This is a genomic window from Streptomyces sp. CNH189, from assembly GCF_000527195.1.
In genome coordinates this window covers 38,426-64,370 of the sequence record NZ_AZUS01000027.1, presented here as the reverse complement: position 1 = coordinate 64,370, position 25,945 = coordinate 38,426, and the positions used below count along the sequence as shown (strand labels likewise).

Annotated in this window: 25 protein-coding genes; 20 read left to right on the top strand and 5 right to left on the bottom strand. The window is 71.6% G+C overall.

Features of this window, described 5'->3' with window-relative positions:
- The first annotated feature begins 8 nt into the window (after window positions 1-8).
- The 6 genes from B100_RS0129930 (at window position 9) to B100_RS0129905 (ending at window position 7,184) form a co-directional block, all read left to right on the top strand.
- The gene (locus tag B100_RS0129930; protein WP_024888061.1) at window positions 9-1,805 is read left to right on the top strand and encodes an ABC transporter substrate-binding protein; all 1,797 of its coding nucleotides are present in this window, start codon (window positions 9-11) and stop codon (window positions 1,803-1,805) included.
- A 139-nt stretch (window positions 1,806-1,944) separates the two neighbouring features.
- Entirely contained in the window at window positions 1,945-2,943 is a 999-nt protein-coding gene (locus tag B100_RS0129925) for an ABC transporter permease (RefSeq protein ID WP_024888060.1), read from the top strand.
- Window positions 2,940-4,037 carry an ABC transporter ATP-binding protein gene (locus B100_RS0129920; protein WP_024888059.1) on the top strand — a complete coding sequence of 366 codons (1,098 nt, stop codon included), beginning with the start codon at window positions 2,940-2,942 and terminating at the stop codon, window positions 4,035-4,037. Before B100_RS0129925 ends, B100_RS0129920 begins: the two co-directional genes overlap by 4 nt.
- 23 nt (window positions 4,038-4,060) lie before the next feature.
- Entirely contained in the window at window positions 4,061-5,521 is a 1,461-nt protein-coding gene (locus B100_RS0129915; protein ID WP_024888058.1) for a dipeptide ABC transporter ATP-binding protein, read from the top strand.
- A gap of 63 nt (window positions 5,522-5,584) precedes the next feature.
- Window positions 5,585-6,253: a trimeric intracellular cation channel family protein gene (locus B100_RS0129910; RefSeq protein ID WP_024888057.1), complete on the top strand. Its 669-nt coding sequence runs from the start codon at window positions 5,585-5,587 to the stop codon at window positions 6,251-6,253.
- A gap of 70 nt (window positions 6,254-6,323) precedes the next feature.
- Complete coding sequence (locus B100_RS0129905; RefSeq protein ID WP_024888056.1) at window positions 6,324-7,184, top strand: thioesterase family protein; 861 nt, start codon at window positions 6,324-6,326, stop codon at window positions 7,182-7,184.
- 109 nt (window positions 7,185-7,293) lie between these two features.
- On the opposite strand, the gene B100_RS0129900 is transcribed toward B100_RS0129905, so the two are convergent.
- On the bottom strand, window positions 7,294-7,944 hold the full coding sequence (locus B100_RS0129900) for a TetR family transcriptional regulator (RefSeq protein ID WP_024888055.1): 651 nt from the start codon (window positions 7,942-7,944) through the stop codon (window positions 7,294-7,296).
- A 114-nt stretch (window positions 7,945-8,058) separates the two neighbouring features.
- On the opposite strand from B100_RS0129900, the gene B100_RS36710 reads away from it, so the two are divergent.
- The 3 genes from B100_RS36710 to B100_RS0129885 all read left to right on the top strand — a co-directional run bounded on the left by B100_RS36710 (window position 8,059) and on the right by B100_RS0129885 (window position 9,826).
- On the top strand, window positions 8,059-8,226 hold the full coding sequence (locus tag B100_RS36710; RefSeq protein ID WP_024888054.1) for a hypothetical protein: 168 nt from the start codon (window positions 8,059-8,061) through the stop codon (window positions 8,224-8,226).
- A gap of 71 nt (window positions 8,227-8,297) precedes the next feature.
- Window positions 8,298-8,564 (top strand): hypothetical protein, encoded by a 267-nt coding sequence (locus B100_RS0129890; protein WP_024888053.1) that lies wholly within the window; start codon window positions 8,298-8,300, stop codon window positions 8,562-8,564.
- A gap of 92 nt (window positions 8,565-8,656) precedes the next feature.
- The gene (locus B100_RS0129885) at window positions 8,657-9,826 is read left to right on the top strand and encodes a cysteine desulfurase family protein (RefSeq protein WP_024888052.1); all 1,170 of its coding nucleotides are present in this window, start codon (window positions 8,657-8,659) and stop codon (window positions 9,824-9,826) included.
- Window positions 9,827-10,013: 187 nt separating this feature from the next.
- On the opposite strand, the gene B100_RS0129880 is transcribed toward B100_RS0129885, so the two are convergent.
- Entirely contained in the window at window positions 10,014-10,721 is a 708-nt protein-coding gene (locus B100_RS0129880) for a peptidoglycan recognition protein family protein (RefSeq protein ID WP_024888051.1), read from the bottom strand.
- A 60-nt stretch (window positions 10,722-10,781) separates the two neighbouring features.
- Between B100_RS0129880 and mnmA the strand changes: the two genes are divergently transcribed.
- Window positions 10,782-11,912, top strand: coding sequence for a tRNA 2-thiouridine(34) synthase MnmA (gene mnmA / locus B100_RS0129875; RefSeq protein ID WP_024888050.1), 1,131 nt, complete (start codon window positions 10,782-10,784; stop codon window positions 11,910-11,912).
- A 73-nt stretch (window positions 11,913-11,985) separates the two neighbouring features.
- Here mnmA and B100_RS0129870 read toward each other — a convergent pair whose 3' ends face one another.
- Together B100_RS0129870 and B100_RS0129865 are read right to left on the bottom strand one after the other, a co-directional pair.
- Window positions 11,986-12,765 carry an alpha/beta fold hydrolase gene (locus tag B100_RS0129870; protein ID WP_024888049.1) on the bottom strand — a complete coding sequence of 260 codons (780 nt, stop codon included), beginning with the start codon at window positions 12,763-12,765 and terminating at the stop codon, window positions 11,986-11,988.
- Between the two features lie 98 nt (window positions 12,766-12,863).
- Window positions 12,864-13,187 carry a DUF427 domain-containing protein gene (locus B100_RS0129865; protein ID WP_024888048.1) on the bottom strand — a complete coding sequence of 108 codons (324 nt, stop codon included), beginning with the start codon at window positions 13,185-13,187 and terminating at the stop codon, window positions 12,864-12,866.
- A gap of 77 nt (window positions 13,188-13,264) precedes the next feature.
- On the opposite strand from B100_RS0129865, the gene B100_RS0129860 reads away from it, so the two are divergent.
- From B100_RS0129860 to gatB, 9 genes are all read left to right on the top strand, one after another.
- Window positions 13,265-13,804, top strand: a complete 540-nt coding sequence (locus tag B100_RS0129860; RefSeq protein ID WP_024888047.1) for an LOG family protein — start codon at window positions 13,265-13,267, stop codon at window positions 13,802-13,804.
- A gap of 26 nt (window positions 13,805-13,830) precedes the next feature.
- Entirely contained in the window at window positions 13,831-14,520 is a 690-nt protein-coding gene (locus B100_RS0129855) for an SDR family oxidoreductase (RefSeq protein WP_199785302.1), read from the top strand.
- 193 nt (window positions 14,521-14,713) lie between these two features.
- Window positions 14,714-15,721, top strand: coding sequence for a methionine synthase (locus B100_RS0129850; RefSeq protein WP_024888045.1), 1,008 nt, complete (start codon window positions 14,714-14,716; stop codon window positions 15,719-15,721).
- 14 nt (window positions 15,722-15,735) lie between these two features.
- Window positions 15,736-17,931: an NAD-dependent DNA ligase LigA gene (gene ligA, locus B100_RS0129845; protein ID WP_024888044.1), complete on the top strand. Its 2,196-nt coding sequence runs from the start codon at window positions 15,736-15,738 to the stop codon at window positions 17,929-17,931.
- A 260-nt stretch (window positions 17,932-18,191) separates the two neighbouring features.
- Window positions 18,192-20,438, top strand: coding sequence for a bifunctional diguanylate cyclase/phosphodiesterase (locus tag B100_RS0129840; RefSeq protein ID WP_024888043.1), 2,247 nt, complete (start codon window positions 18,192-18,194; stop codon window positions 20,436-20,438).
- Between the two features lie 339 nt (window positions 20,439-20,777).
- Window positions 20,778-21,074, top strand: a complete 297-nt coding sequence (gene gatC / locus B100_RS0129835; RefSeq protein ID WP_006130840.1) for an Asp-tRNA(Asn)/Glu-tRNA(Gln) amidotransferase subunit GatC — start codon at window positions 20,778-20,780, stop codon at window positions 21,072-21,074.
- 6 nt (window positions 21,075-21,080) lie between these two features.
- Window positions 21,081-22,577: an Asp-tRNA(Asn)/Glu-tRNA(Gln) amidotransferase subunit GatA gene (gatA, locus tag B100_RS0129830; RefSeq protein WP_024888042.1), complete on the top strand. Its 1,497-nt coding sequence runs from the start codon at window positions 21,081-21,083 to the stop codon at window positions 22,575-22,577.
- On the top strand, window positions 22,574-22,813 hold the full coding sequence (locus B100_RS0129825; RefSeq protein ID WP_024888041.1) for a hypothetical protein: 240 nt from the start codon (window positions 22,574-22,576) through the stop codon (window positions 22,811-22,813). Before gatA ends, B100_RS0129825 begins: the two co-directional genes overlap by 4 nt.
- Window positions 22,814-22,829: 16 nt before the next feature.
- Window positions 22,830-24,341 (top strand): Asp-tRNA(Asn)/Glu-tRNA(Gln) amidotransferase subunit GatB, encoded by a 1,512-nt coding sequence (gene gatB / locus B100_RS0129820; RefSeq protein WP_024888040.1) that lies wholly within the window; start codon window positions 22,830-22,832, stop codon window positions 24,339-24,341.
- 72 nt (window positions 24,342-24,413) lie between these two features.
- Here gatB and B100_RS0129815 read toward each other — a convergent pair whose 3' ends face one another.
- A complete protein-coding gene (locus B100_RS0129815; RefSeq protein ID WP_024888039.1) occupies window positions 24,414-25,217 on the bottom strand; it encodes a methyltransferase domain-containing protein in 804 nt (267 codons plus the stop codon).
- Between the two features lie 326 nt (window positions 25,218-25,543).
- Here B100_RS0129815 and B100_RS34455 point away from each other — a divergent pair, with 326 nt between their 5' ends.
- Window positions 25,544-25,879, top strand: a complete 336-nt coding sequence (locus tag B100_RS34455) for a hypothetical protein (protein ID WP_037723788.1) — start codon at window positions 25,544-25,546, stop codon at window positions 25,877-25,879.
- Window positions 25,880-25,945: the final 66 nt, after the last annotated feature.

Below are 25,945 nucleotides of genomic sequence, written 5' to 3'. Positions count from 1 at the left end.
CCGAGATCGTGACTACCCAACGCACCTCAGGGCGGCGCAAGCAGGCCATGGCCGCTGCCGCAGTGGTCGCCGCGCTGCTGACCACAGCGGCGTGCGGCGGCGGCGGTGACAGCGACGGCGGGGGATCGAAGAACGGCGCGGCCGGCTTCGACGCCGCGAACAACAAGGTCGCCCAGGCCGAAGCGGTCAAGAAGGGCGGCACCCTGAAGTTCGCCGGTGCCCAGGACGCCGACTCGTGGGACACCACGCGCGGCTACTACGGCTTCATGTGGAACTTCTCCCGCTACTACGCCCGCCAGCTGGTCACGAACGCCACGGAGCCGGGCGAGGCCGGCGCCGGTGTGGTTCCGGACCTGGCCACCTCCACCGCCAAGGTCACCGACGACGGCAAGACCTACACGTACACCCTGCGCGACGGTGTCACGTGGGAGGACGGCAAGCCGATCACGTCGAAGGACATCAAGTACGGCATCGAGCGCGTCTGGGCGCAGGACGTGCTGTCCGGCGGTCCGACGTACCTCAAGGAGGTGCTCGACCCCAAGGGTGAGTACGCCGGCCCGTACAAGGACAAGTCCAAGGACAAGCTGGGCCTGAAGGCCATCGAGACGCCGGACGACAAGACCATCGTCTTCAAGCTCCCGAAGGCCAACTCGGACTTCGAGGAGATGCTGGCGCTCACCTCCGCCTCCCCGGTCCGCCAGGACAAGGACACCAAGTCCAAGTACGGCCTGCACCCGTTCTCCTCGGGCCCGTACAAGTTCGAGTCCTACAGCCCCGGCAAGGACCTGACCCTGGTCCGCAACACCGAGTGGAAGCAGGAGTCGGACCCGGTCCGCAAGGCGTACCCGGACAAGATCACGGTCAAGTTCTTCACGAACGCCAACGAGCTGGACGCCCGCCTCATCGCCGGTGACTACGACCTGGACATCAACCAGACCGGCATGTCGCCGCAGGGCCGCACCACCGCCCTGCAGGAGCACAAGGGCAACCTGGACAACCCGGTCTCCGGTTACGTCCGTTACGCGGTCTTCCCGCAGAGCGTGAAGCCGTTCGACAACATCCACTGCCGTAAGGCGGTCCTCTACGGGGCCGACCACGTCTCGCTGCAGAACGCGCGTGGTGGCCCGGTCGCGGGTGGCGACATCGGCACCAACATGCTGCCGCCGTCCGTCCCGGGCGCCGAGGGCCAGAAGTACGACCCGTACGAGATGGCCGGTGCCAACAAGGGTGGCAACGTCGCCAAGGCCAAGGAGGAGCTGAAGCTCTGCGGCCAGCCCAACGGCTTCAAGACCACCATCGCGGTGCGTAACAACAAGCCGGTCGAGGTGGCCACCGCCGAGTCGCTCCAGGCGTCGCTGAAGAAGGTCGGCATCACCGCCGAGATCGACCAGTACGACGGCTCGCAGACCGCCGGCATCATCGGCAGCCCGGCCAACGTCATCAAGAAGAACTACGGCATCATCATCATGGGCTGGGGCCCGGACTTCCCGTCCGTCCAGGGCTACGGTCTGCCGCTGTGGCACAGCGACTACATCCTCGAGAGCGGCAACAACAACTACGCCCTCATCAAGGACAAGGCGATCGACGGCCTGTTCGACCAGTACGTCAACACGCTGGACGACGCCGGCAAGACCAAGATCGCCACGGAGATCAACCACAAGGTCATGGAGGGCGGCTACTACCTGCCCTTCGTCTTCGAGAAGTTCATCAACTGGCGCTCCAGCCGACTGGCGAACGTGTACACCTCCGACGGCTACAGCGGAATGTACGACTTCGTCAACCTCGGTCTGACGGACGCGAAGTAACCGGTACACCCGCCGTACGGCACGAAAGGCAGGTGAAGGCCGGCGCGGCGTGACCGTGGGCCGCCGGACGTCTCCCCATCGCCCACAAGGCGTGGGGGGACCCCACCGGCGGCCCGCGGTCCGCAGCGGGCCGTAAGCTGTGCTCGCTTACCTCATCAGGCGGCTGTTCGCCGCCGCAGTGATGCTCGTGGTCATCATCCTGGTGGTCTTCGGCATCTTCTTCCTCGTCCCGAAGTGGGCGGGGGTCGACATCGCCACGAGCTTCGTGGGCAAGCAGGCCGACCCCGCGGCCGTCGAGGGCGTGCGGCAGAAGCTGGGTCTCGACGAACCGATCTTCATCCAGGCCTGGGAGTTCTTCAAGGGCATCTTCGCCGGTCGCACCTACTCCGGCGGCGGAGACGTCACCCACTGCGCCGCGCCGTGCTTCGGCTACTCCTTCCGCAGTGAGCAGGCCGTCTGGCCGGTGCTGACCGAGCGTTTCCCGGTCACCCTGGCCCTGGCCCTCGGTGCGGCCGTGCTGTGGCTGATCTTCGGCCTGGCGGCGGGTGTGCTCTCCGCGCTCAAGCGCGGGACCCTGTGGGACCGCGGCGCGATGGTCGTCGCGCTGGCGGGCGTCTCCCTCCCCATCTACTTCACCGGTCTGATCAGCCTCGCGGTGATCTCCCACGGACTCGGCTGGCTCGACGCCCAGTTCGTGCCGATGGAGGACAGCTTCACCGGCTGGCTCGGCGGCATGATCCTGCCCTGGATCACCCTGGCCTTCCTGTACGCCGCGATGTACGCCCGGATCACCCGCGCCACCATGCTGGAGATCCTCGGCGAGGACTACATCCGCACCGCGCGCGCCAAGGGCCTCAAGGAGCAGGTCGTCATCCGCAAGCACGCGATGCGCTCGACGATGACGCCGATCCTCACCATGCTCGGCATGGACATCGGCGCCCTGATGGGCGGGGCGATCCTGACCGAGACCACGTTCAGCCTTCCCGGCCTCGGCCAGAAGGTGCTGGAAGCGATCCGCAACCAGGACCTGCCCTTCATCCTGGGCGTCGTCCTGATCACTTCTCTCGCGGTGCTCATCGCCAACCTCGTGGTGGACGTCCTGTACGCCGTGATCGACCCCCGAGTGAGGCTCGCATGACCGACCTGAGCAAGACCGGCGCGGCGGTGGGCGAGCCCACCAAGGGCTCGCCGGCCCCCACGTCCTTCCTGGAGGTCCGCGACCTCAAGGTGCACTTCCCGACCGACGACGGCCTGGTGAAGTCCGTCGACGGACTGAACTTCACGCTGGAGAAGGGCAAGACCCTCGGCATCGTGGGCGAGTCCGGCTCCGGCAAGTCGGTGACCAGCCTCGGCATCATGGGGCTGCACACCGCCGGCCAGTACGGCAAGCGCAAGGCGCAGATATCGGGCGAGATCTGGCTGGACGGCACCGAGCTGCTGTCCGCCGACCCGGACCACGTCCGCCGGCTGCGCGGGCGTGAGATGGCGATGATCTTCCAGGACCCGCTGTCCGCGCTGCACCCGTACTACACGATCGGGCAGCAGATCGTGGAGGCGTACCGCATCCACCACGACGTGGACAAGAAGACCGCCAAGCGCCGTGCCGTGGAGATGCTCGACCGCGTCGGCATCCCGCAGCCCGACAAGCGCGTGGACAGCTACCCGCACGAGTTCTCGGGCGGTATGCGCCAGCGCGCGATGATCGCGATGTCGCTGGTGAACAACCCCGAGCTGCTCATCGCCGACGAGCCGACCACCGCGCTCGACGTGACGGTCCAGGCGCAGATCCTGGACCTGATCCGGGACCTGCAGAAGGAGTTCGGCTCCGCGGTCATCGTCATCACCCACGACCTGGGCGTCGTCGCCGAACTCGCCGACGACATCCTGGTGATGTACGGCGGCCGCTGCGTGGAGCGCGGCCCGACGGAGAAGGTGTTCTACGAGCCCCGCCACCCCTACACCTGGGGCCTGCTCGGTTCGATGCCGCGTCTGGACCGCGAGCAGCAGGACCGGCTGATCCCGGTCAAGGGCTCCCCGCCCTCGCTGATCAACATCCCGTCGGGCTGCGCCTTCAACCCGCGCTGCCCGTACGCCGACGTCCCCAAGGACAACGTCACCCGCACCGTCCGCCCCGAGCTCTCCGAGGTCGGCAGCAGCCACTGGGCCGCCTGCCACATGTCCCAGGAGCAGCGGGAGCGAATCTGGACCGAAGAGATTGCGCCGAAGCTGTGAGCGAGAACTCCAAGGACGCAGCCGTGACGATTCCCGCCCAGAGTGACGGCGCCGCACCCGCCAAGGGCTCCGGTGAGGTCCTGCTGAAGGTGGAAGGGCTCCAGAAGCACTTCCCCATCAAGAAGGGCCTGCTCCAGCGTCAGGTCGGCGCGGTGCACGCGGTCGACGGGCTGGACTTCGAGGTCCGCTCCGGCGAGACCCTCGGTGTGGTGGGCGAGTCGGGCTGCGGCAAGTCGACGATGGGCCGGCTCATCACCCGGCTGCTCGAACCGACCGGCGGTCGTATCGAGTTCGAGGGCAAGGACATCTCGCACCTGGGTGTGTCGGACATGCGTCCGATGCGCCGTGACGTGCAGATGATCTTCCAGGACCCGTACTCGTCGCTGAACCCGCGCCACACCATCGGCACCATCGTCAGCGCCCCCTTCAAGCTCCAGGGCGTCGAGCCCGAGGGCGGTGTGAAGAAGGAGGTGCAGCGGCTGCTGTCGGTCGTGGGTCTCAACCCCGAGCACTACAACCGCTACCCGCACGAGTTCTCCGGCGGTCAGCGCCAGCGCATCGGCATCGCCCGCGCGCTCGCGCTCAAGCCGAAGCTGGTGGTGGCCGACGAGCCGGTGTCCGCCCTGGACGTGTCCATCCAGGCGCAGGTCGTCAACCTGCTGGACGACCTCCAGCAGGAGCTGGGCCTGACGTACGTCATCATCGCCCACGACCTGTCCGTCGTCCGGCACGTCTCGGACCGCATCGCGGTGATGTACCTCGGCAAGATCGTCGAGCTGGCCGACCGCGACCTGCTGTACAAGGCGCCGATGCACCCGTACACCAAGGCGCTGATGTCGGCCGTGCCGATCCCGGACCCCAGGCGCAGGGGCGCCAAGAGCGAGCGCATCCTGCTCAAGGGCGACGTGCCCTCGCCGATCTCCCCGCCGAGCGGCTGCCGCTTCCACACGCGGTGCTGGAAGGCGACGGAGATCTGCCGGACCACGGAGCCGCCGCTGCTGGAGCTGCGTCCGGGCCAGCGCGTGGCCTGCCACCACCCCGAGAACTTCGAGGACCAGGCGCCGCAGGACACCGTCCTGCTGACGGCCGCCAAGGAGGCCACGGAGCTGGTGGGGGCCGCCGCCCTGGAGGAGTCGGCGGAGACCTCGGCGGCGGTCGCCGCGGAGTCCTCGGCCCCCGAGCCGGCGAAGGCGGAGAAGTCCGCCGCCGCACCGGCCGAGGCGGCGACGCCCGCGTCGGACGAGCCGGCCGAGGCGGAGAAGCCCGAGCCGACTGAGGCCGCCAAGGCGGAGAAGTCCGCGAAGGACGAGCCCGCCAAGGTGGAGAAGTCCGAGACGGCGAAGCCCGCCAAGGTGGAGAAGTCCGCCGCCGCGCCGGCCGAGGCGGATGCGTCCGCGTCGGAGGAGGCCGCCGAGGCGGAGGGATCCGCCACGGACGGGTCCGCCGAGGGGGAGACCTCCGGCGAGCAGTCCTCGGACAAGTAAGCCAGCCGAAGCCCCTGCCTTGCTTTGCAAGGCAGGGGCTTTCGCATGGGTGAGAATGTGTGGGTGCTCCAGCAACTGTTCAGCCCGTCCGTCCTGCACGTGCTCGACCTCGTCGGCATCTTCGTGTTCGCCATCTCCGGCGCCCTGCTGGCCGTCCGGAAGAACTTCGACGTGTTCGGGATCGCCGTGGTCGCCGAGGTCACCGCCCTGGGCGGCGGCCTCTTCCGCGACCTGGTCATCGGCGCGGTGCCGCCCGCCGCCTTCACGGACCTGGGGTACTTCGTCACCCCGCTGCTGGCCAGCACCCTGGTGTTCTTCCTGCACCCGCACGTGGAGCGCATCCAGGCCGCCGTCAACGTCTTCGACGCGGCCGGCCTCGGCCTCTTCTGCGTCGTCGGCACCACCAAGGCGTACGACTACGGGCTGGGCCTGACCGCCTCCGCATGCCTGGGTCTGGCCACGGCGGTCGGCGGCGGTGTGCTGCGCGACGTCCTCGCCAACGAGGTGCCCTCGCTGCTGCGCTGGGACCGTGACCTGTACGCCGTCCCCGCCATCGTCGGCGCCACCATGGTCGCGCTGTGCCTGCGCTTCGACGTCCTCAACGCGGCGACCAGCACCACGGCCGCCGTCACCGCCTTCATACTGCGGCTGCTCGCCATGCACTACCACTGGCGTGCGCCCCGCGCCTGGCACCGCCGGTCGACGGTCAGCGAGGAACAGCCGCCCGTCTGAGTCCGGAGACCGGAGACCGGAGACCGGAACAAAGCTACCGCTTAGTATTATCTTCTTGTACTGTTCACCCATGCCAGAAGCAGCCTCCGCCCAGGCCACCCGGGCCGTCATCGGTGCCAGTGAGTTCGACCGCGACACCGCGCTCACCGCGCGGGCGCCCGGCGTTTACGACATCGACCTCTCCGCCGGCTGGACGATCATCAACGCCGTCAACGGCGGTTACCTGCTGGCCGTCCTGGGCCGCGCGCTCGCGGACACGCTGCCGCACTCCGACCCGTTCACCGTCTCCGCGCACTATCTGACGGCCTCCCAGCCGGGTCCGGCGGTCGTCCGCACCGAGACCGTGCGCACCGGGCGGACGCTGTCCACCGGCCAGGCCTCCCTGTTCCAGCTCGACGAGCAGGGCAACGAGGTGGAGCGCATCCGCGTCCTCGCCTCCTACGGCGACCTCGACTCCCTCCCCGACGACGTCCGTACGACGGCCCGGCCGCCCGCGCTGCCGCCCATGGACCAGTGCTTCGGTCCCGAGGACGGCCCCGCCCCCGTCGACGGAAGCTCCGCCATCACCGGCCGGCTGATGCTGAAGCTGGACCCGTCGACCCTCGGCTGGGCGCTCGGCAAGCCCTCCGGCAAGGGGGAGATGCGGGCCTGGTTCGGTCTGGCCGACGGCCGCGACCCCGACCCGCTGGCGCTGCTGCTCGCGGTGGACGCGCTGCCGCCGACCGCCTTCGAGATGGGGCTGACCGGCTGGGTGCCCACGGTGGAGCTGACCGTCCACGTGCGCTGCCGCCCGGCCCCGGGTCCGCTCCGCGTCTCGATCACCACCCGCAACCTCGCGGGCGGCTTCCTGGAGGAGGACGCCGAGGTCTGGGACAGCGCCGACCGCCTCGTCGCGCAGTCCCGCCAGCTGGCACGGGTCCGGCTGAGCTGATCCGACGACGAAGGGCGGCGGAGGTGGTCCCCCACCCCGCCGCCCTTCGTCGTGCCGTCGTGCCGTCGTGCCGTCGTGCCGTCGTGCCGTTGGGTGTCGTGCGGGTCGGTCACCGGCCCCCGGCCGCGTCCGGCTCGTCGAGCCAGTGCCGCCGTCCGACGTGGATGAGCCGCAGCTGCCGCGCAGCGACCTGCGACACCCGCTCCCGTGCCGCCGGCGCCCTCACCGGTGCCTCCAGGAAGAGTGACGCGGTGATCAGCATCTGGTCCACGTAGAGCTGCGCCAGCATCAGCAGGTCCTCCTCGCCCCAGCCCGCCGACTCGGCGTCCCCGGCCAGCGCCTCCCCGACCTCCGCCGTGAACCGGGCGAGCTGCTGCTGTATCGCCTCGCGGACCGGGCGCACCCCGCCGTGCCGTTCCCGCGCGATGAACCGGACGTGGGCGGGGTACGCGTCCACATGACCGGCGATCAACTCGATGGCGCGTGCGATGCGTTCCGGTCCGTCGCCGGTCGGGGTCACCGTCGTCCGGATCATCGGGTGCAAGCTGCCCAGTGCCTGCTCGACCAGGGCCACGCCCAGATCCTCGATCGAGCGGAAGTGCCGGTAGAAGGCGGTCGGGGCGATGCCGACGGCACGCGTGACCTCACGCAGGCCCAGGCTGCTCAGGCTCTGTCCCTCCAGCAGCTCGAGCGCCGCGTCGAGGAGTGCCTGCCGGGTCTTCTGCTTCTGGGCCTGCCGGATGCCGGACGTGTGACTCATGCCATGCAGTTAACAACTGTTCTCCCAAATTGAAAAGTGATGAGGCGCGCTAGACTGGGAAGTCAGTGAACAAGTGTTTCTACAACCGTTCACCCAACTTGGGGGATCCGACTCATGCTGTTCCTCGTCGCCGCACTGCTGCTGCTCGGCCTCGTCCTGGGCGCCGTCGCGCACGCACCGCTGACCTTCTCCGTCGCCGTCGGCGCGGTCATCGCCGTCTGGCTCGGTGTCTTCGCCCTGCGCGAGCACCAGGGCCGCCACCGCGGCACCTCGGCGCGCTGACCCGCGCCCGCACCCCGGGCGTCCCGCCACGCCCCGCCACCCGCCCCTTTCGACCGAAGGAGCCGAACACCATGCAGCTCACCGCAGAGGCCGGCCGCCGCACCGGGATCCGGGACACCGACGGCATGGCCGTCGCGTCCTTCGTCCTCGGTCTGCTCGGCCTGCTCGTCCTCAACGTCTTCCTCGGCCCGAGCGCCATCGTGCTGGCCTCGGTGGCCCTGTGGCGCGGCACCGCCCGCCGAGGCCGTGCCCTGCTCGGCCTCGGACTCGGCGTCGCCGACCTCGTCGTCCTCGTCGCGTTCATGCAGGCCGACGGCACGATCTCCTGGAGCTTCTGACCAGGCATCCCGCCACGGCCGCCGCCGGCGCCGCACCCCGGCCCACCGTGATACGTGTGCGGTGCACCGGGCCCCGTAGAATCGGCCGCACCATGGCTTACCTCGACCACGCCGCGACCACCCCGATGCTTCCCGAGGCAGTCGAGGCGCTCACCGCGCACCTGGGCGTCACCGGCAACGCCTCCTCCCTGCACGCGGCCGGCCGCCGCGCCCGACGCACCGTCGAGGAGGCCCGCGAGACCCTCGCCGAAGCCCTCGGCGCCCGCCCCAGCGAGATCGTGTTCACCTCCGGCGGCACGGAGGCCGACAACCTCGCCGTGAAGGGTCTGTACTGGTCCCGCCGCGACGCGGACCCGGCCCGCACCCGGGTCCTCGCCAGCCCCGTCGAGCACCACGCCGTCCTGGACGCCGTCCACTGGCTCGGCGAGCACGAGGGCGCCACCGTCGAGTACCTCCCCGTCGACCCGCACGGCCGGGTCCACCCCGACGCCCTGCGCGAGGCCATCGCCCGCAACCCCGACGACGTCGCCCTCGCCACCGTCATGTGGGCCAACAACGAGATCGGGACCCTGCTGCCGGTCACCGAACTCGCCGCGGTCGCCGCCGAGTTCGGCGTCCCGCTGCACTCCGACGCGGTCCAGGCCTTCGGGCAGGTGCCGGTCGACTTCGGTGCGTCCGGGCTCGCCGCGATGACCGTCTCCGGCCACAAGATCGGAGGGCCGTACGGCATCGGTGCCCTGGTCCTCGGCCGCGAGCACACCCCCGTGCCCGTGCTGCACGGCGGCGGACAGGAACGCCACGTCCGCTCCGGCACCCTCGACGTGCCCGCCGTCGCCTCCTTCGCCGTCGCCGGGCGGCTCGCCGCCGAGCAGCGCGAGTGGTTCGCCCGCGAGATCGGACGGCTGCGCGACGACCTGGTCGCCGCGGTGCTGGAGGCCGTCCCCGACGCGATCCTGGGCGGTGACCCCGCCCCCGGCGGCCGACTCCCGGCCAACGCGCACTTCACCTTCCCCGGCTGCGAGGGCGACTCCCTGCTGCTGCTCCTGGACGCGCAGGGCATCGAGTGCTCCACCGGCTCGGCCTGCACCGCGGGCGTGGCCCAGCCCAGCCACGTCCTCCTCGCCACCGGCACCGACCCCGACCTGGCCCGCGGCACCCTGCGCTTCTCCCTCGGCCACACCTCGACGGACGCCGACGTGTCAGCCCTGGCCAAGGCCATCGGCCCCGCGGTGGCCCGCGCCCGGGCGGCGGGGCTCAGCTGAGGCGGCCGCCGGCGCGCCCGGTGACCTGGGGCCTGTCGTTCGGATCAGGCCGGGCTCGCGGGCCCTGGCACCGCGCCTCGCCGCGTTGTCGTCGGTTGTCAGGGCTCCGCCCTGCCGCCCTCCTCCGCCTTGCGATGCACGGCACCAGACCCCGCTCCCTGATCCGGCCTGGTCCGAACGAAAGACCCTAGCCGCCCGTGCCGTCGGCCGTGGTGGCCGTGCGGCCCTGGCCCGCCTGGGCGGTGCCGGCGCGGCGGACCAGTTTCAGGTAGCGGTCCCAGTCCCAGTGCGGGCCCGGGTCGGTGTGGTCGGTGCCGGGCACCTCGACGTGCCCGATGATGTGCTCGCGGTCGACCGGGATGTCGTACCGCGCGCATATCCGGGCCGTCAGGCGGGCCGAGGCCGCGTACATCGCGTCGGTGAAGTCCTCCGGGCGGTCCACGAAGCCCTCGTGCTCGATGCCGACGCTGCGTTCGTTGTAGTCGCGGTTGCCCGCGTGGTACGCCACGTCCAGCTCGCGGATCATCTGCGTGATCCGGCCGTCCTTGCCGACGATGTAGTGGGCCGCCGCCTTGTGCCCCGGGTTCTGGAACGCCTTCACCGCGCTGTCCAGGCTCCCCTGGGTGACATGCACGACCACCATGTCGACGCCGAAGTCGTCCGGCCGGTCCGCGCCGCGCCAGTTGGCGTCCGAGGCCGCGACCCAGCGGGCGCCCGCGAAGTCGACCGCGCCGGGGGTGCGCGGCTTGTCGACGCCGGGCAGCCGCCACCACAGCCGCCCCAGCTCGTCCCGCGCCAGCGCCGCCGTGCCCGCCGCGGCCGCCAGCCCGCCCACGATCAGTGCGCGCCGGCCTATGCGCCGGTCGCCGTCCTCGCCCGCTCCTTTGGCCCCCATGTGATCGTGAACGGATATCCGGCGACCGTGGTTCCCGCGCCCCCTTACCCTGGAGGGGCTATGACTGACACCCCGCAGCGCACCCGCCCCCTCCGCGTCCTGGCCGCCATGTCCGGAGGCGTCGACTCCGCCGTCGCCGCCGCCCGCGCCGCCGAAGCGGGCCACGACGTGACCGGCGTCCACCTCGCCCTCTCCGCGAACCCGCAGTCGTTCCGCACCGGCGCCCGGGGCTGCTGCACCATCGAGGACTCCCGTGACGCCCGCCGGGCCGCCGACGTCATCGGCATCCCGTTCTACGTGTGGGACCTCGCCGACCGCTTCCGCGAGGACGTCGTCGAGGACTTCGTCGCCGAGTACGAGGCCGGCCGCACCCCCAACCCGTGCCTGCGCTGCAACGAGAAGATCAAGTTCGCCGCGCTGCTCGACAAGGCGCTCGCGCTCGGTTTCGACGCCGTCTGCACCGGCCACTACGCCAAGGTGATCCTGCGTGAGGACGGCACCCGCGAACTGCACCGCGCGTCCGACATGGCCAAGGACCAGAGCTACGTCCTCGGCGTGCTCGACGACCGCCAGCTCGCCCACGCCCTGTTCCCGCTCGGCGACACGGTCACCACCAAGGAGGAGATCCGCGCCGAGGCCGAGCGCCGGGGCCTGGCCGTGGCCAAGAAGCCCGACTCGCACGACATCTGCTTCATCGCCGACGGCGACACCCAGGGCTTCCTCGCCAAGCGGCTCGGCAAGGCCGAGGGCGACATCGTCGACGAGTCCGGCAGCAGGATCGGCAGCCACGACGGCGCGTACGGCTTCACCATCGGCCAGCGCAAGGGCCTGCGGATCGGTACCCCCGCCCCCGACGGCAAGCCCCGCTACGTCCTGGACATCTCCCCGGTGGACAACACCGTCACCGTCGGCCCGGCGGCCTCCCTGGACGTCACCGCGCTCACCGCGATCCGCCCCCGCTGGTGCGGCAGCGCCCCGGCCGGCCCCGGCACCTACACCGCCCAGCTGCGCGCCCACGGCGGCGAGACCGGGGTGACGGCCGAACTCGTCGGCGAGGAGCTGCGCGTGCGCTTCACCGAGCCCGTGCGCGGCGTCGCCCCCGGCCAGGCGGTCGTGCTGTACGACGGCACGCGCGTGGTGGGTTCGGCGACCATCGCCTCGACGGAGCGGGCGACGGCGGACGTGGCCTGACACGGCCCGCCCACGCGGCGGTCACCGTGCGAGGGCCACGCGGCGGTCACCGTCCGCGAGACCGCGCCGCGCTTCACCGCGCGAAGAACTCCGCCAGCACCGGCGCCAGCACGTCCGGTTCGGCCATGTGGGTCTGGCCCCCCAGCGTGCGGTACGCGCCCCGGGGGACCGACTCGGCGATCGCCCGCGCCGCCTGACGCATCCACGCCGGGCTCGCGTCGCCCGCGATCGACAGCACCGGTACCGGGATCGACGCCAGCAGCTCCCGCGGCACGCCCCCGCCGCCCATCACGGCGTCGTCGTACGCGAGGCTCGGCGCCATCGACTCCATGCTCCTCCACATCGGCGACTGCCGCGCGCTCCCGATCACCCCGTCGCCCAGCCCGGTCAGCCGCAGGAAGAGCTCGACCGCGTCGCCCCGCCGCCCCTCCTCCAGCGCCGCCCTCAGCCGCTCGGTGTACCGGGCGCGCTCGGCGAGGTCGTCCTCCGACATGGCGTACGGCGTCTCGTACACCGCGACCTGGCGCACCGGCAGCCCGCTCGCCGCCGCCCGCAGCGCCAGCGCGCCCCCCGAGGAGACGCCGTACAGCGCCGCCTCGCCGCCCACCGCCTCGATCAGCGCCGCCAGGTCCTCCACCTCGCGCTCCACCGCGTAGGGAGGCGTGTCGCCGCTCGCGCCCCGGCCGCGGCGGTCGTAGACGACCACCCGGAACCGCTCGGAGAGCGGGGCGGCCAGCGGCGCCACCGTGGCGCCCGTCGACATGGCGCCGCTGACGAGGACGATCGTGGCGCCGCGTCCGGCGCTCTCGTACGCCAGGGAGGTGCCGTCGCGCGAGGAGATGTTCTTGTCCATGTCTCACCAGACTGCCGCACCGCGCGGTGTTCGTCGGTGAGGCGGGCGGCGCGTCAGCCGATCGCAACCCTCGCAGCGACCGGCCGGCTGCCGGCCGGTCAGTCCAGCTCCACCTCGTAGAAGCACAGGTGGTCCTTGATCGCGGCCACGCCCGGCTTCGGCTCGGGGTACGCCCACACCAGGTCCGCCGCGTCCGGCAGCGACCAGTACGACGCGGCCCCCTTGAACGGGCAGTGCGTGTGCGTCGCGGACGGCGTCAGCAGGTCCAGCCGCACGTCCTGCGGCGGGATGTAGTAGCGCGCGGGGCAGCCCGTCTCGTGCAGCACCAGCGCGCGGTCGCTCTCCGCCAGCACCTGCCCGTCGCGCACCACGCGCACGTGCCGGTCGCTGGGCTCGACGGTGATGCGATGGCCTGTGGTCACGGCGTCCTCCTCGATGGTCGGTCCGACGGGTACAGCGCGCCCCGGGGCAGCCTTCTTCCCGAGCGTAGGCTGCCTCCGTGAACATCTGCGTCTTCCTCTCCGCCGCCGACCTCGCCGACCGCTACACCACTCCCGCGCGCGAGTTCGCGCGCCTGATCGGCAAGGGCGGGCACACCCTGGTCTGGGGCGGCTCCGACGTCGGTCTGATGAAGGTCGTCGCCGACGGGGTGGAGGAGGCCGGCGGCCGGCTCCTCGGCGTCTCGGTGGAGTTCCTCTCCGCGACGGCCCGCCAGGGCGTCGACGAGATGGTCGTCGCCAAGGACCTCGCCGAGCGCAAGCGGCTGCTGCTGGAGAAGGCCGACGCGGTCGTGATCATGGTGGGCGGCACCGGCACCCTCGACGAGGCGACGGAGATCCTGGAGCTGAAGAAGCACGGGCACACCGACATGCCGGTGGTGCTGCTCAACACCGCCGGGTTCTACGACGGGCTCAAGGAGCAGTTCCACCGCATGGAGGCGGAGGGCTTCCTGCCCCGCCCGCTGAGCGAGCTGGTCTTCTTCGCCGAGGAGCCGGTGGGCGCGCTGGCCTACCTGGAGGAGAGCCGGGGCGTCGCCTGACCGGCGCGGGTGCGAGCATGGCGGTCATGGCTACACATGTGATCACCGGAGCCGGTTCCGGCATCGGCGGGGCCGTCGCCCGCCGTCTGCACGCGCGCGGGGACGACCTCGTGCTGCACGCGCGCGACGCGGGCCGCGCGAAGGAGCTGGCCGCCGAGTTCCCCGGTGCCCGCACCCTGGTCGGCGACCTCGCCGACCCCGACCGGCTCAGCTGGGCCTTCTCGCACCAGTCGCTGCCCGACCGGGTGGACTCGCTGCTGCACATCGCGGGTGTCGTCGATCTCGGCCCGGTCGGCGAGCTCACCCCCAAGAGCTGGCGCCACCAGCTGAACGTCAACCTGGTCGCCCCCGCCGAGCTGACCCGTCACTTCCTGCCCCAGCTCCGCGCGAGCCGGGGCCACGTGCTCTTCGTCAACTCCGGCGCCGGCCTGAACGCGCACGCGGACTGGTCCGCCTACGCCGCCTCCAAGCACGGCCTGAGGGCCCTCGCCGACTCCCTGCGCCACGAGGAGCACGCGAACGGCGTCCGCGTCACCTCGGTCTACCCCGGCCGCACCGCCAGCCCCATGCAGGCCAAGGTCCACCAGCAGGAGGGCAAGGAGTACGACCCCGAGAAGTGGATCGACCCCGAGTCGGTCGCCACGACGATCGTCATGGCCCTCGACCTCCCGAGGGACGCCGAGGTCAACGACCTGACGGTCCGCCCGGGACGCTGAACACTCCAGCCTGACCGGTACCCTCCAGCCCGTCCGGCGTTTGAAGACGAGGCCCGAAGGGCCGACGGGGGGTCCGGGGGCGAAGCCCTTGGGGACGACGGGGGTCCCCCCGCTCGAGCGGAGCCGGGAGTGGGCGAGGGAAGGGGCGGCGGGGGCGAAAACCCCCTGCCGCCCACTGCGTACGCTTCCCCTTGTGAACGACACCCTTCGCTTCGCCCCCGCCCTCGCCACCGGCGTCGGCTCCCTCCCCGGCGGCGACGCCGGAGAGGCTGCCAAGACCGCCACCGGCAGCTTCGAGGACTTCCCCCACCTCCCCGAGCTCCCCGCCCGCGGCCCCGGCGCCGACATGATCGGCCGCACCGCCGGCATGCTCGTCGAGCTCTACGCCCGCGTGGAGCCAAGCGGCTGGCGGATCGGCGACCGCCCCGGCCGGGACACCCGCCGCGCACGCTCCTGGCTCGGCCAGGACCTCGACGCGCTCGAGGAGTACACCCAGGGCTACGAAGGGCTGATGAAGGTCCAGGCCGTCGGCCCCTGGACCCTCGCCGCGTCCCTGGAGCTGAAGAACGGCGAGGCCGCCCTCTCCGACCCCGGCGCCGCCCGCGACCTCGCGGCCTCCCTCGCCGAGGGACTGCGGCTCCACCTCGACGAGGTGCGCCGCCGCGTCCCCGGCGCCACCCTCGTCCTCCAGCTCGACGAACCGTCCCTCACCGCCGTCCTGCGCGGCCAGGTCAGGACCGCCAGCGGCTACCGCACGCACCGCGCGGTGGACCGCCAGATCGTGGAGGGCACGCTGCGCGACGTCGTCGGCGTGCACGAGGGAGGGCCGGTCGTGGTCCACTCCTGCGCCCCGGACGTCCCGTTCGCCCTGCTGCGCCGGGCGGGCGTGGCGGGCATCTCGTTCGATTTCTCCCTCCTCACCGAGCGTGACGACGAGGCGATCGGCGAGGCGGTCGAGGGCGGCACCCGCCTGTTCGCCGGTGTCGTCCCCGGCACGGACGCTCCATTGTCAGACCCTGCCGGTAGCGTCATGGGTGTCAGGACGCTCTGGCGCAGGCTGGGGCTGCGGCCGGGACTTCTCCCGGAGGCGGTCACGCTCACTCCGGCGTGCGGACTCGCGGGGGCCTCTCCCGCGTACGCGCGCGCGGCCTACGCACACTGCGTCCGGGCGGCGAGATCCCTCGCGGACAACCCTGAGTAACGGGAGGACACACGGTGGCCGGCGACAAGCAAGCGGAGACGACGAGCGTGCCCGCACAAGCGCGGGAGCAGCACGCCACGCTCGCCGAGCAGATCGAGGAGCACCGTTTCCGTTACTACGTGAACGACGCACCCGTCGTGAGCGACGCGGAGTTCGACCGCCTCCTGCGTGAGCTGGAGACACTGGAGGAGCGGTATCCGGAGCTGCGCACGCCGGAGTCGCCGACCCAGAAGGTCGCCGGGGCCTACGAGACGGAGTTCACCTCCGTCCAGCACCGCTCCCGCATGCTGTCCCTGGACAACACGTTCAACGACGAGGACCTCGCCGCCTGGGCCGAGCGCATCCACAAGGAACTGGGTACGCAGACGTTCCACTTCCTGTGCGAGCTGAAGGTCGACGGCCTCGCGGTCAACCTCACCTACGAGCGCGGCCGGCTGGTCCGCGCGGCGACCCGCGGCGACGGCCGCACCGGTGAGGACATCACCCCCAACGTCCGCACCATCGCCGAGATCCCGGACCGCCTCAAGGGCGACCAGGTGCCCGACGTCGTGGAGATCCGCGGCGAGGTCTACTTCCCGATGGAGAAGTTCCAGGAGCTCAACGCCCGTCTGGTGGAGGCCGGTGACAAGCCCTTCGCCAACCCGCGCAACGCGGCGGCCGGTTCGCTGCGCCAGAAGGACCCGCGGGTCACCGCCACCCGGCCGCTGCACATGGTGGTGCACGGCATCGGCGTGCTCGAGGGCTACAAGGGCATGACCCGGCTCTCCCAGGGCTACGGCCTGCTGAAGGAGTGGGGCCTGCCGACCTCCCCGCACAACCGGGTCGTCGACGGCATGGAGGGTGTGCGGGAGTTCATCGCCTACTACGGCGAGAACCGCCACTCCGTGGCCCACGAGATCGACGGCGTCGTGGTCAAGCTCGACGAGATCCCGCTCCAGGGGCGCCTCGGCACCACCTCCCGCGCCCCGCGCTGGGCCATCGCCTACAAGTACGCGCCGGAGGAGGTCAACACCAAGCTGGTCAACATCCGGGTGGGCGTCGGCCGCACCGGCCGGGTCACGCCGTACGCGCAGGTCGAGCCGGTGACGGTGGCCGGCTCGGAGGTCGAGTTCGCCACCCTGCACAACCAGGACGTGGTCAAGGCCAAGGGCGTGCTCATCGGCGACACGGTGGTGCTGCGCAAGGCCGGTGACGTCATCCCCGAGATCCTCGGGCCGGTGGCCGACCTGCGGGACGGCAGCGAGCGCGAGTTCGTCATGCCTTCCGAATGCCCCGAGTGCGGTACGCCGCTGCGGCCGATGAAGGAGGGCGACGTCGACCTGCGCTGCCCCAACGCCCGTGCCTGCCCGGCCCAGTTGCGCGAGCGGCTGTTCTATCTCGCCGGACGCAAGGCGCTGGACATCGAGCACTTCGGCTATGTCGCCGCCGCGGCCCTCACCAGCCCGCTGGAGCCGCAGGAGCCGCCCCTGAAGGACGAGGGCGACCTGTTCGACCTCACGGTCGAGCAGCTGCTGCCCATCAAGGCGTACGTCCTCGACCAGGACAGCGGGCTGCCCAAGCGGGACCCGAAGACCGGCGAGGAGAAGATCGCCACGGTCTTCGCCAACCAGGAGGGCGAGCCGAAGAAGAACGCGATCGCGATGCTCGCCAACATCGCGGCGGCCAAGGAGCGCCCGCTGGCCCGTGTGCTCACCAGCCTGTCGATCCGTCACGTCGGCCCGGTGGCCGCGGAGGCGCTGGCCCGCGAGTTCCGGTCGATCGAGCGCATCGAACAGGCCACCGAGGAGGAGCTGGCCGGCACCGAGGGCGTGGGCCCGACCATCGCCGCCTCGCTCAAGGAATGGTTCGCCACCGACTGGCACCGCGAGATCATCCGCAAGTGGAAGGCGGCCGGCGTCCGCATGGAGGACGAGCGGTCCGGCGAGGACGAGGGCCCGCGCCCTCTCGAAGGACTCACCGTCGTCGTGACCGGAACGCTGGAGAATTTCACCCGCGATGGCGCGAAAGAGGCCCTGCAGAACCAGGGCGCCAAGGTGACCGGATCCGTGTCCAAGAAGACGTCGTTCGTCGTCGTGGGTGACAATCCCGGGTCGAAATATGACAAAGCGATGCAGCTGAAGGTGCCGGTTCTGAACGAGGACGGTTTCAACGTCCTTCTGGAGCAGGGCCCCGAGGCCGCGGCCGGCGCCGCCCTTTCGGCCGAGGAGTAGCGGTTGAAGGCCACCCGATCGGCGCATACCAGATGCATACGGGTGGCTGGGGCGCATTCGGGCAACCGTCGGCGACCGGTGCCCGTGGAAGCCTTCTGCGGCCTACTGTTGAGATGTGCGCCTGCCGTGCTCAGTCGCGGTCGGGGCAACCCCCGTACCCGTGAGGGGTCCGGGGAAGGGCTTTCCACCGCGGAGCCGCTGAGGGTTGTCGGGCATCGGGCCGCGTGGCGTGGGCACCGCCGGCTGTGAGAGGGACGGGAATGGAACCGACCGAGAGCGCCGCCCCGGGCTCACGGCTGCGCCTGCGCCGCATGGCGGTCGTCTGGCGGCGCGGCCGCGAGGACGCTCGGCCCGCGGGGCGTCCGGACGCGCGGGGGCGCACCGGTGCGGGCACCGCGGACGCGCGCGACGCCGGGCGCCCGGCCGGCGGGACCGGCGTCGGGCCGGACGGGACGGAGACCGAACGCCACCCGTCCTGGCCCGCGTTGCCCACGGCCGTCGTCGCCGCGGCCGCCTTCGTCCTCGGCGCCGGCTTCCTGCGCGCCTTCACCGGAGGGCACGCCCTCTTCCCGTCCGGCACCGTCGGCTGGTCGCTCGCGGTGCTCACCGGGATCGTCGTCGGCCACCTGGTGATGCTGGGCCGCTCCCGCTGGTGGGGCGGCACCGGCTCCGGCGCCGCCCTCACCCTCGCCGTGCTGCTGCTCTACGGCTGGGTCCCGGCCGGCATGGTCAGCCTCACCGTCGTCGTGCTGGTCGGCATAGCCCGGCGGGGCCGCTGGCGGCAGGGCGTGCTGCACGGCGCGGCCGACCTGCTCGGCATCGGCGCCGGAGCGTTGGTCCTGGCCGCGTTCGGCACCGTCCCGTCCGTCGAGTCGCCGTCCACCCCCGACACCTGGACCCTCTACACCGGCCCCGGGGTGGTGCTGGTCGCCGCCGCCTATCTCGCGGTCACCCGCAGCCTGGTGTGGTATCTGCACACCCCCCGCTCGGGCCTGCCCACGGTCGCCCGCACCGCCCTGGTCCGCCAGGGGCTCGTCGCGGTCGCCCTGCTCGGCATAGCGCCGCTGATCTGCGTGGTCGCCGACGCCAAGCCCGTCCTGCTGCCGCTGTTCTCCATCCCGCTGATCGCCCTCGACTCCACCCTGTGGATAGCCAGGGCGCGGGCCGAGGAGCAACTGCGCGACCCGCTCACCGGGCTGCCCAACCGGCAGTGGCTGCAGGAGCGCATCTGGACCGCGCTGGACGACGCGGAGCGGGTCGGCTCCCGGGCCGCGCTCATGCTCATCGACCTCGACCGCTTCCGGTCGGTCAACGACACCCTGGGCCATCTCGCCGGCGACCGGCTGCTGCTGCAGATCGCCGACCGGCTGAGACTGGCCCTGCCGCGCGGGGCGGAGGCCGCGCGGCTCGGCGGTGACGAGTTCGCCGTGTTACTGCCCGTGGCCGACTCCACGACGTCCGCGACCCGCGCCGCCCGCGGCCTGGTCGCCGCCCTCAGCTCCCCGCTCGACCTCGACGGGCTCACCCTCGTCCTGGAGGCGAGTGCGGGAGTCGCCGTGTTCCCGGACCACGCGGCCGACGCCGAGGGGCTGCTGCGGCGGGCGGACGTGGCGATGTACCAGGCCAAGCGGGACCGTACGGGCGTTGAGGCGTACGAGTCCAAGCGGGACTCCAACACCCCTGACCGGCTGGGCCTGCTGGGCGATCTGCGCCGCGCCCTCGACGCGCACGAGGTGGAGTTGCACTACCAGCCGAAGGTCCGCTTCGACGGCCAGGTCTCCGGCCTCGAGGCGCTGGTGCGGTGGGTGCACCCGGAGCGCGGGCGGGTCCCCCCGGACGAGTTCATAGCGATAGCCGAGTCGTCCGGGCTGATGCCGCAGCTCACCGAGTACGTGCTGGAGACCGCGCTCGGGCAGGTCGCCCGGTGGCGCGCGCAGGGCCTGTTCGTGCCGGTGGCCGTCAACGTCTCGCCGCGCGACGTCCACAGCCCCGGCTTCGCGGGCTCCGTCGCGGCCCGGCTGGCCCGGCACGGGGTGCCCGCGGGAGCGCTCCAGCTGGAGATCACCGAGCATGTGCTGCTGGAGGACCCGACGCGTGCCGCCGACACCCTCAACGCGCTGACCGGGCACGGCGTGAAGATGTCGCTCGACGACTTCGGCACCGGCTACTCCTCGCTGGTGCACCTGCGGCGGCTGCCGGTGAGCGAGCTGAAGATCGACCGGTCGTTCGTGGCCCGGCTGGCGATCGACACGGAGGACGCGGAGATCGTCCGTTGCACGATCGACCTGGCCCACTCGCTGGGCCTGCTGGTGGTCGCGGAGGGCGTCGAGGACGACGAGACCTGGGAGCGGCTGCGGGATCTGCGGTGCGACGCGGTGCAGGGGTGGCTGGTCGCGGCGGCGATGCCGCCGGACGAGACGACGGCCTGGCTGCTCGCCCGGGGGTCGCGGGGGTGGCAGCGGCCGGCGGCGGCGCTGCCGGCGGCGACGGGGCCGGTGGAGGACTAGCCCTCCGCCGGAGCCGCGTCCCGGAGCCCGCGCTGCGCCGCCCCGCGAGGACCTGGCCGCCCCCGCGGAGAGGCCGTGGTGCGACCGTGGGTCTGATGTGGCTGGTCGCGCAGTTCCCCGCGCCCCTTTCGGTGCCCTTCGGGGGGCGCCCCGCGACGACGTGGCCGCTCCGTGGGGTGGCCGTGCTGCGGCCGCGGGTCTGATGTGGCTGGTCGCGCAGTTCCCCGCGCCCCTTTCGGTGCCCTTCGGGGGGCGCCGGGTGGAGGGTTTCACGGGCATGGGTGCCCGCCCCATAGGATTGGTCCCAAACCACACACACTCACCCCAGAGGATCGCTGCATGCCTGGCATCACGCGCGAGGAGGTCGCCCACCTCGCCCGGCTGGCGCGTCTGGAGCTGAAGCCCGAAGAGCTCGACCACTTCGCAGGCCAGCTCGACGACATCATCGGCGCGGTCGCCCGCGTCAGCGAGGTCGCCGACCAAGACGTCCCGCCGACCTCGCACCCGCTCCCGCTGACGAACGTCATGCGGGCCGACGAGGTCCGTCCCTCGCTCACCCCCGAGCAGGCGCTCTCCGGCGCCCCGGCCCAGGAGCAGCAGCGTTTCAAGGTGCCGCAGATCCTGGGGGAGGAGTAAACCGCCATGAGCGATCACATCATCAAGCTCACCGCGGCCGAGACCGCCGCGAAGATCGCCTCCGGCGAGCTCACCGCGGTCGAGGTCACCGAGGCCCACCTGGCCCGGATCGAAGCCGTGGACGAGAAGGTGCACGCCTTCCTGCACGTCGACCGGGAGGGCGCCCTCGCCCAGGCCCGCGCCGTCGACGCCAAGCGCGAGCGCGGCGAGAAGCTCGGCCCGCTGGCCGGCGTGCCTCTCGCGCTGAAGGACATCTTCACCACCGAGGGCATCCCGACCACGGTCGGCTCCAAGATCCTCGAGGGCTGGATCCCGCCGTACGACGCGACGCTCACCAGGCGCCTCAGGGACGCCGACGTCGTCATCCTCGGCAAGACCAACATGGACGAGTTCGCCATGGGGTCCTCCACCGAGAACAGCGCCTACGGCCCCACCGGCAACCCCTGGGACCTCACCCGGATCCCCGGCGGATCCGGCGGCGGTTCCTCCGCCGCGCTGGCCGCGCACATGGCCCCGCTCGCCATCGGCACCGACACCGGCGGCTCCATCCGCCAGCCGGCCGCCGTCACCGGCACGGTCGGCGTGAAGCCGACGTACGGCGCGGTGTCCCGTTACGGCATGGTGGCGTTCTCCTCCTCCCTCGACCAGGGCGGCCCCTGCGCCCGCACGGTCCTGGACGCGGCCCTGCTGCACGAGGTGATCGCCGGGCACGACCCGATGGACTCGACCTCCATCGACGAGCCGGTCCCGCCGGTCGTCGAGGCCGCGCGCAACGGCTCGGTGGCCGGCATGCGCGTCGGTGTCGTCAAGCAGTTCCGCGGCGAGGGCTACCAGGCCGGCGTCGTGCAGCGGTTCGACGAGTCGGTGCAGATGCTCAAGGAGCTCGGCGCCGAGATCGTCGAGCTGGACTGCCCGTCCTTCGACCTGGCGCTGTCCGCGTACTACCTGATCGCGCCGTCCGAGTGCTCCTCCAACCTCGCCCGCTTCGACGGCCTGCGCTACGGCGCGCGCGTCGGCGACGACGGCTCGCACTCCGCCGAGGAGGTCACCTCGCTGACCCGCGAGGCCGGCTTCGGCGACGAGGTCAAGCGCCGCATCATGCTCGGCACGTACGCGCTCAGCTCCGGCTACTACGACGCGTACTACGGCAGCGCCCAGAAGGTCCGCACGCTGATCAAGCAGGACTTCGACAAGGCCTTCGAGCAGGTCGACGTGATCGTCTCCCCGACGACCCCGACCACCGCCTTCCCGATCGGCGAGCGCGCCGACGACCCGATGGCGATGTACCTCGCGGACCTGTGCACCATCCCGACCAACCTGGCGGGCAACGCCGCCATGTCGCTGCCCTGCGGCCTCGCGCCGGAGGACAACCTGCCGGTCGGCCTGCAGATCATCGCCCCGGTCATGAAGGACGACCGCCTCTACAAGGTGGGTGCCGCCGTCGAGGCCGCCTTCGTGGAAAAGTGGGGCCACCCGCTGCTCGAGGAGGCTCCGTCGCTGTGAGTGCACTGACCAAGGCCAAGGGATTCAAGAAGTCCCGGTCCGGTACGTACCTGTCCATGGCCGCCACCGCGTTCGGCGCGTTCGGCGTCGCCAAGCGGCTGAAGTCGGCGCGCGCCGAGAAGGACACCCTGGTCCTGATCGACGCGACCGTGTCCGCCGCCGCCATCGTCACCGGCCTCGCCATCCTCTACCGCGAGCTGAAGCGGCTGGGCGACGACGACGTCCTGCTGGGCTGAGAGGGAAGTTTTCACCGTGACCACCACGACCGACCTGGTGTCGTACGAGGACGCACTCGCGTCGTACGACCCCGTCATGGGCCTCGAGGTCCATGTCGAACTCGGCACCGCCACCAAGATGTTCTGCGGCTGCTCCACCGCGCTCGGTGCCGACCCCAACACCCAGACCTGCCCGGTCTGCCTCGGCCTGCCCGGCGCGCTCCCGGCCGTCAACGCGACCGGCGTCGAGTCCGCCGTCAAGATCGGACTCGCGCTCAACTGCGAGATCGCCGAGTGGTGCCGCTTCGCCCGGAAGAACTACTTCTATCCGGACATGCCGAAGAACTTCCAGACCTCCCAGTACGACGAGCCGATCGCCTTCAACGGCTACCTCGACGTGCAGCTGGAGGACGGCGAGACCTTCCGTGTGGAGATCGAGCGCGCCCACATGGAGGAGGACACCGGCAAGTCGCTGCACGTCGGCGGCGCCACCGGCCGTATCCACGGCGCCTCGCACTCCCTCCTCGACTACAACCGCGCCGGCATCCCGCTCATCGAGATCGTCACCAAGCCGATCGAGGGAGCGGGCGAGCGCGCCCCCGAGGTGGCCCGGGCCTACGTCCGTGAGCTGCGCGAACTCATCCGGGCGCTCGGCGTGTCCGAGGCCCGCATGGAGATGGGCCAGATGCGCTGCGACGTGAACCTGTCGCTGCGCCCGCACGGCACCGAGAAGTTCGGTACGCGCTCGGAGACGAAGAACGTCAACTCGCTGCGTTCCGTCGAGCGCGCCGCCCGCTTCGAGATCCAGCGGCACGCGGCGGTGCTGTCCTCCGGCGGGACGATCGTCCAGGAGACCCGGCACTTCCACGAGGACACGGGGTCCACGACCTCGGGCCGCGTGAAGGAGGAGGCCGAGGACTACCGGTACTTCCCGGAGCCGGACCTGGTGCCCGTGGCGCCGTCCCGGGAGTGGGTCGAGGAGATCCGCGCCCAGCTGCCCGAGCTGCCGCTGGTGCGGCGCAACCGGCTTCGCGAGGAGTGGGGCGTCTCCGGCACCGACATGCAGGCCATCCTGAACGCCGGTGCGCTGGACCTGATCGTCGCGACGATCGACGCCGGTGCCGACGCGGCCTCCGCCCGCAAGTGGTGGATGGGCGAGCTGGCCCGCAGTGCCAACGAGTCGCAGAAGCCGCTGGACGAGCTGGCGATCACCCCGGCGCAGGTGGCCCGGGTCACCGAGCTGGTGACCAAGGGCGAGCTGAACGACAAGCTGGCCCGCCAGGTCATCGAGGGTGTCCTCGCCGGTGAGGGCACGCCGGACGAGGTCGTGGAGAAGCGCGGCCTGAAGGTCGTCTCCGACGAGGGCGCGCTCACCGCCGCCGTCGACGAGGCGATCGCCGGCAACCCGGGCGTCGCGGACAAGATCCGCGGCGGCAAGGTCGCGGCGGCCGGCGCGCTGGTCGGCGCGGTCATGAAGGCCACGCGCGGCCAGGCGGACGCGGCCCGGGTGAAGGAACTGATCCTGCAGAAGCTGGGCGTCGAGGGCTGAGACCCGTACGACGTGAGGAAGGGGACGCACCCGCCGGGTGCGTCCCCTTCGCGTGTCACGGGCGTCCGTGGGTCAGCGGCGGCGGCCCACCACGCGGGTGAAGCCCAGCGTGCGGCCCTGGTCGGCGCGCACCAGCCGCGCGTTCTCCCGGCCCATCCGCCGGTGGAACTCGTCCGTGTGGTGTTCGGCGACCACGTCGGACCAGAGCAGCCACTCCCGCCAGCCGTCCTCCAGCCAGTCGGCCGTCTCGACCTCCACGGCCCCGCCGCGGGTCCAGTGGCGACGCCACCAGGCGGGGCTGTGGAAGCACCAGAACGCGGGCTCCCAGAAGGGCTTCAGGTGGTCCGGCGGCTCGGTGCCGTCGATCTCCTCGGTGAGCGACGGCACGACCACCCCGATGCGTCCGCCCGGCTTCAGCAGCCGGCTCAGCGTCGGCAGGTAGAGGTCGTCGGTGCCGAAGTACTGGTACGCGTCGACCGAGACGATCGCGTCGAAGCTCTCCTCCCCGAAGGGCAGGTCGTGCGCCTCCGCGTGGACGGGCAGGACGCGGTCGGCGACGCCCGCCTCGGCGATCCGGCCGGCGTTCTCGTCCGGCCTGATCCACAGGTCGGCGGCGGTGACCTGGACGTCGTACTCCCGGGCCAGGAAGACCGAGGTCATGGCGCGTCCGCAGCCCAGGTCGAGCACCCGGGCGCCAGGAGGCAGGGTGTCCAGGCCGAGGGCGGGCGCGAGCCACTCCAGCAGCCACAGCGCGTGGGGGCCCATCTGGTTGTCGACGGTCCACTGCGGGTCGTAGGCGCTGCTGCGCGGGTAGCGGGGCAGGCTCAGGCGGTTAGCGAGGTCGTCGTGCGGGGTGTTCGGTGTGCGGTCCGACATCGGTGAACGGGCTCCTTGAGGCCGTGAGGAGGGGAAGGGTCGCGTCGGAGAGCGGACGGACAAGCATCAAAGCACCTGCTTCGGCCGGCGGCGGACTGCCGCGGGGGAGTCGGACCGACGGACGCTAACAGCCGCACGGGTGCCCCCGCATCCAGGTTTCCGGGGCCGGGCCGCTACGCTCCGGCGCCATGAGTGGACGCCCTGATTCCGACATACCCCCGGACACTCGGACCGGCGAAAAGGACGGGAAAGCCGGAGAAGCACAATCGGCGGACAACACCGACGCCAGGCATTCCGGAATATCCGAAATAAGCGGAAAGTCCGCAGTGGCGGAGAACGGCGAGGATGCCGAGCGTACCGGGTCGCCTGAATCCGCCGAGGCCTTCGAAGAGGCGGACGGCGGCGGTCTCCTCGTCGATCGGGCGCGGCGGGCCCGGTGGGCCGTGGCCGGCGCCGGGATCGTGCTCGCTCTCGCGGGTGTCGCCGCCGCCCTGCTGCGGGCCGCCGACGCGGCGCCGGCCCTTGTCGCGACGGCCTACGCCGGTGGAGCGGCGGTCTGCGCCCTGGCGGCTGTCCTGGGCGCGCGCGGACGGACCCGCAGGGCGCTGTGGACGACGATCGCGGGCGTCATGATCATGGCGCTGGGGGACCAGTTCGACTGATTTCGTGAGCCTGACGGGAAATGTGAGTTAGTCCACGAAAGGGACAAACGATCATTTCCACCTGCA

What these genes read in the sequence shown, in the direction of transcription:
- B100_RS0129885 (WP_024888052.1), top strand. Translation starts at nt 8,657, where the DNA reads ATGGCTTACCTCGACCACGCCGCGACCACCCCGATGCTTCCCGAGGCA.
- B100_RS0129815 (WP_024888039.1), bottom strand. Translation starts at nt 25,217, where the DNA reads ATGTCGGACCGCACACCGAACACCCCGCACGACGACCTCGCTAACCGC.
- B100_RS0129890 (WP_024888053.1), top strand. Translation starts at nt 8,298, where the DNA reads ATGCAGCTCACCGCAGAGGCCGGCCGCCGCACCGGGATCCGGGACACC.
- B100_RS0129880 (WP_024888051.1), bottom strand. Translation starts at nt 10,721, where the DNA reads ATGGGGGCCAAAGGAGCGGGCGAGGACGGCGACCGGCGCATAGGCCGG.
- B100_RS0129905 (WP_024888056.1), top strand. Translation starts at nt 6,324, where the DNA reads ATGCCAGAAGCAGCCTCCGCCCAGGCCACCCGGGCCGTCATCGGTGCC.
- B100_RS0129920 (WP_024888059.1), top strand. Translation starts at nt 2,940, where the DNA reads ATGACCGACCTGAGCAAGACCGGCGCGGCGGTGGGCGAGCCCACCAAG.
- B100_RS36710 (WP_024888054.1), top strand. Translation starts at nt 8,059, where the DNA reads ATGCTGTTCCTCGTCGCCGCACTGCTGCTGCTCGGCCTCGTCCTGGGC.
- gatC (WP_006130840.1), top strand. Translation starts at nt 20,778, where the DNA reads ATGCCTGGCATCACGCGCGAGGAGGTCGCCCACCTCGCCCGGCTGGCG.
- B100_RS0129855 (WP_199785302.1), top strand. Translation starts at nt 13,831, where the DNA reads ATGGCTACACATGTGATCACCGGAGCCGGTTCCGGCATCGGCGGGGCC.
- B100_RS0129870 (WP_024888049.1), bottom strand. Translation starts at nt 12,765, where the DNA reads ATGGACAAGAACATCTCCTCGCGCGACGGCACCTCCCTGGCGTACGAG.
- B100_RS0129840 (WP_024888043.1), top strand. Translation starts at nt 18,192, where the DNA reads ATGGAACCGACCGAGAGCGCCGCCCCGGGCTCACGGCTGCGCCTGCGC.
- mnmA (WP_024888050.1), top strand. Translation starts at nt 10,782, where the DNA reads ATGACTGACACCCCGCAGCGCACCCGCCCCCTCCGCGTCCTGGCCGCC.
- gatA (WP_024888042.1), top strand. Translation starts at nt 21,081, where the DNA reads ATGAGCGATCACATCATCAAGCTCACCGCGGCCGAGACCGCCGCGAAG.
- B100_RS0129900 (WP_024888055.1), bottom strand. Translation starts at nt 7,944, where the DNA reads ATGAGTCACACGTCCGGCATCCGGCAGGCCCAGAAGCAGAAGACCCGG.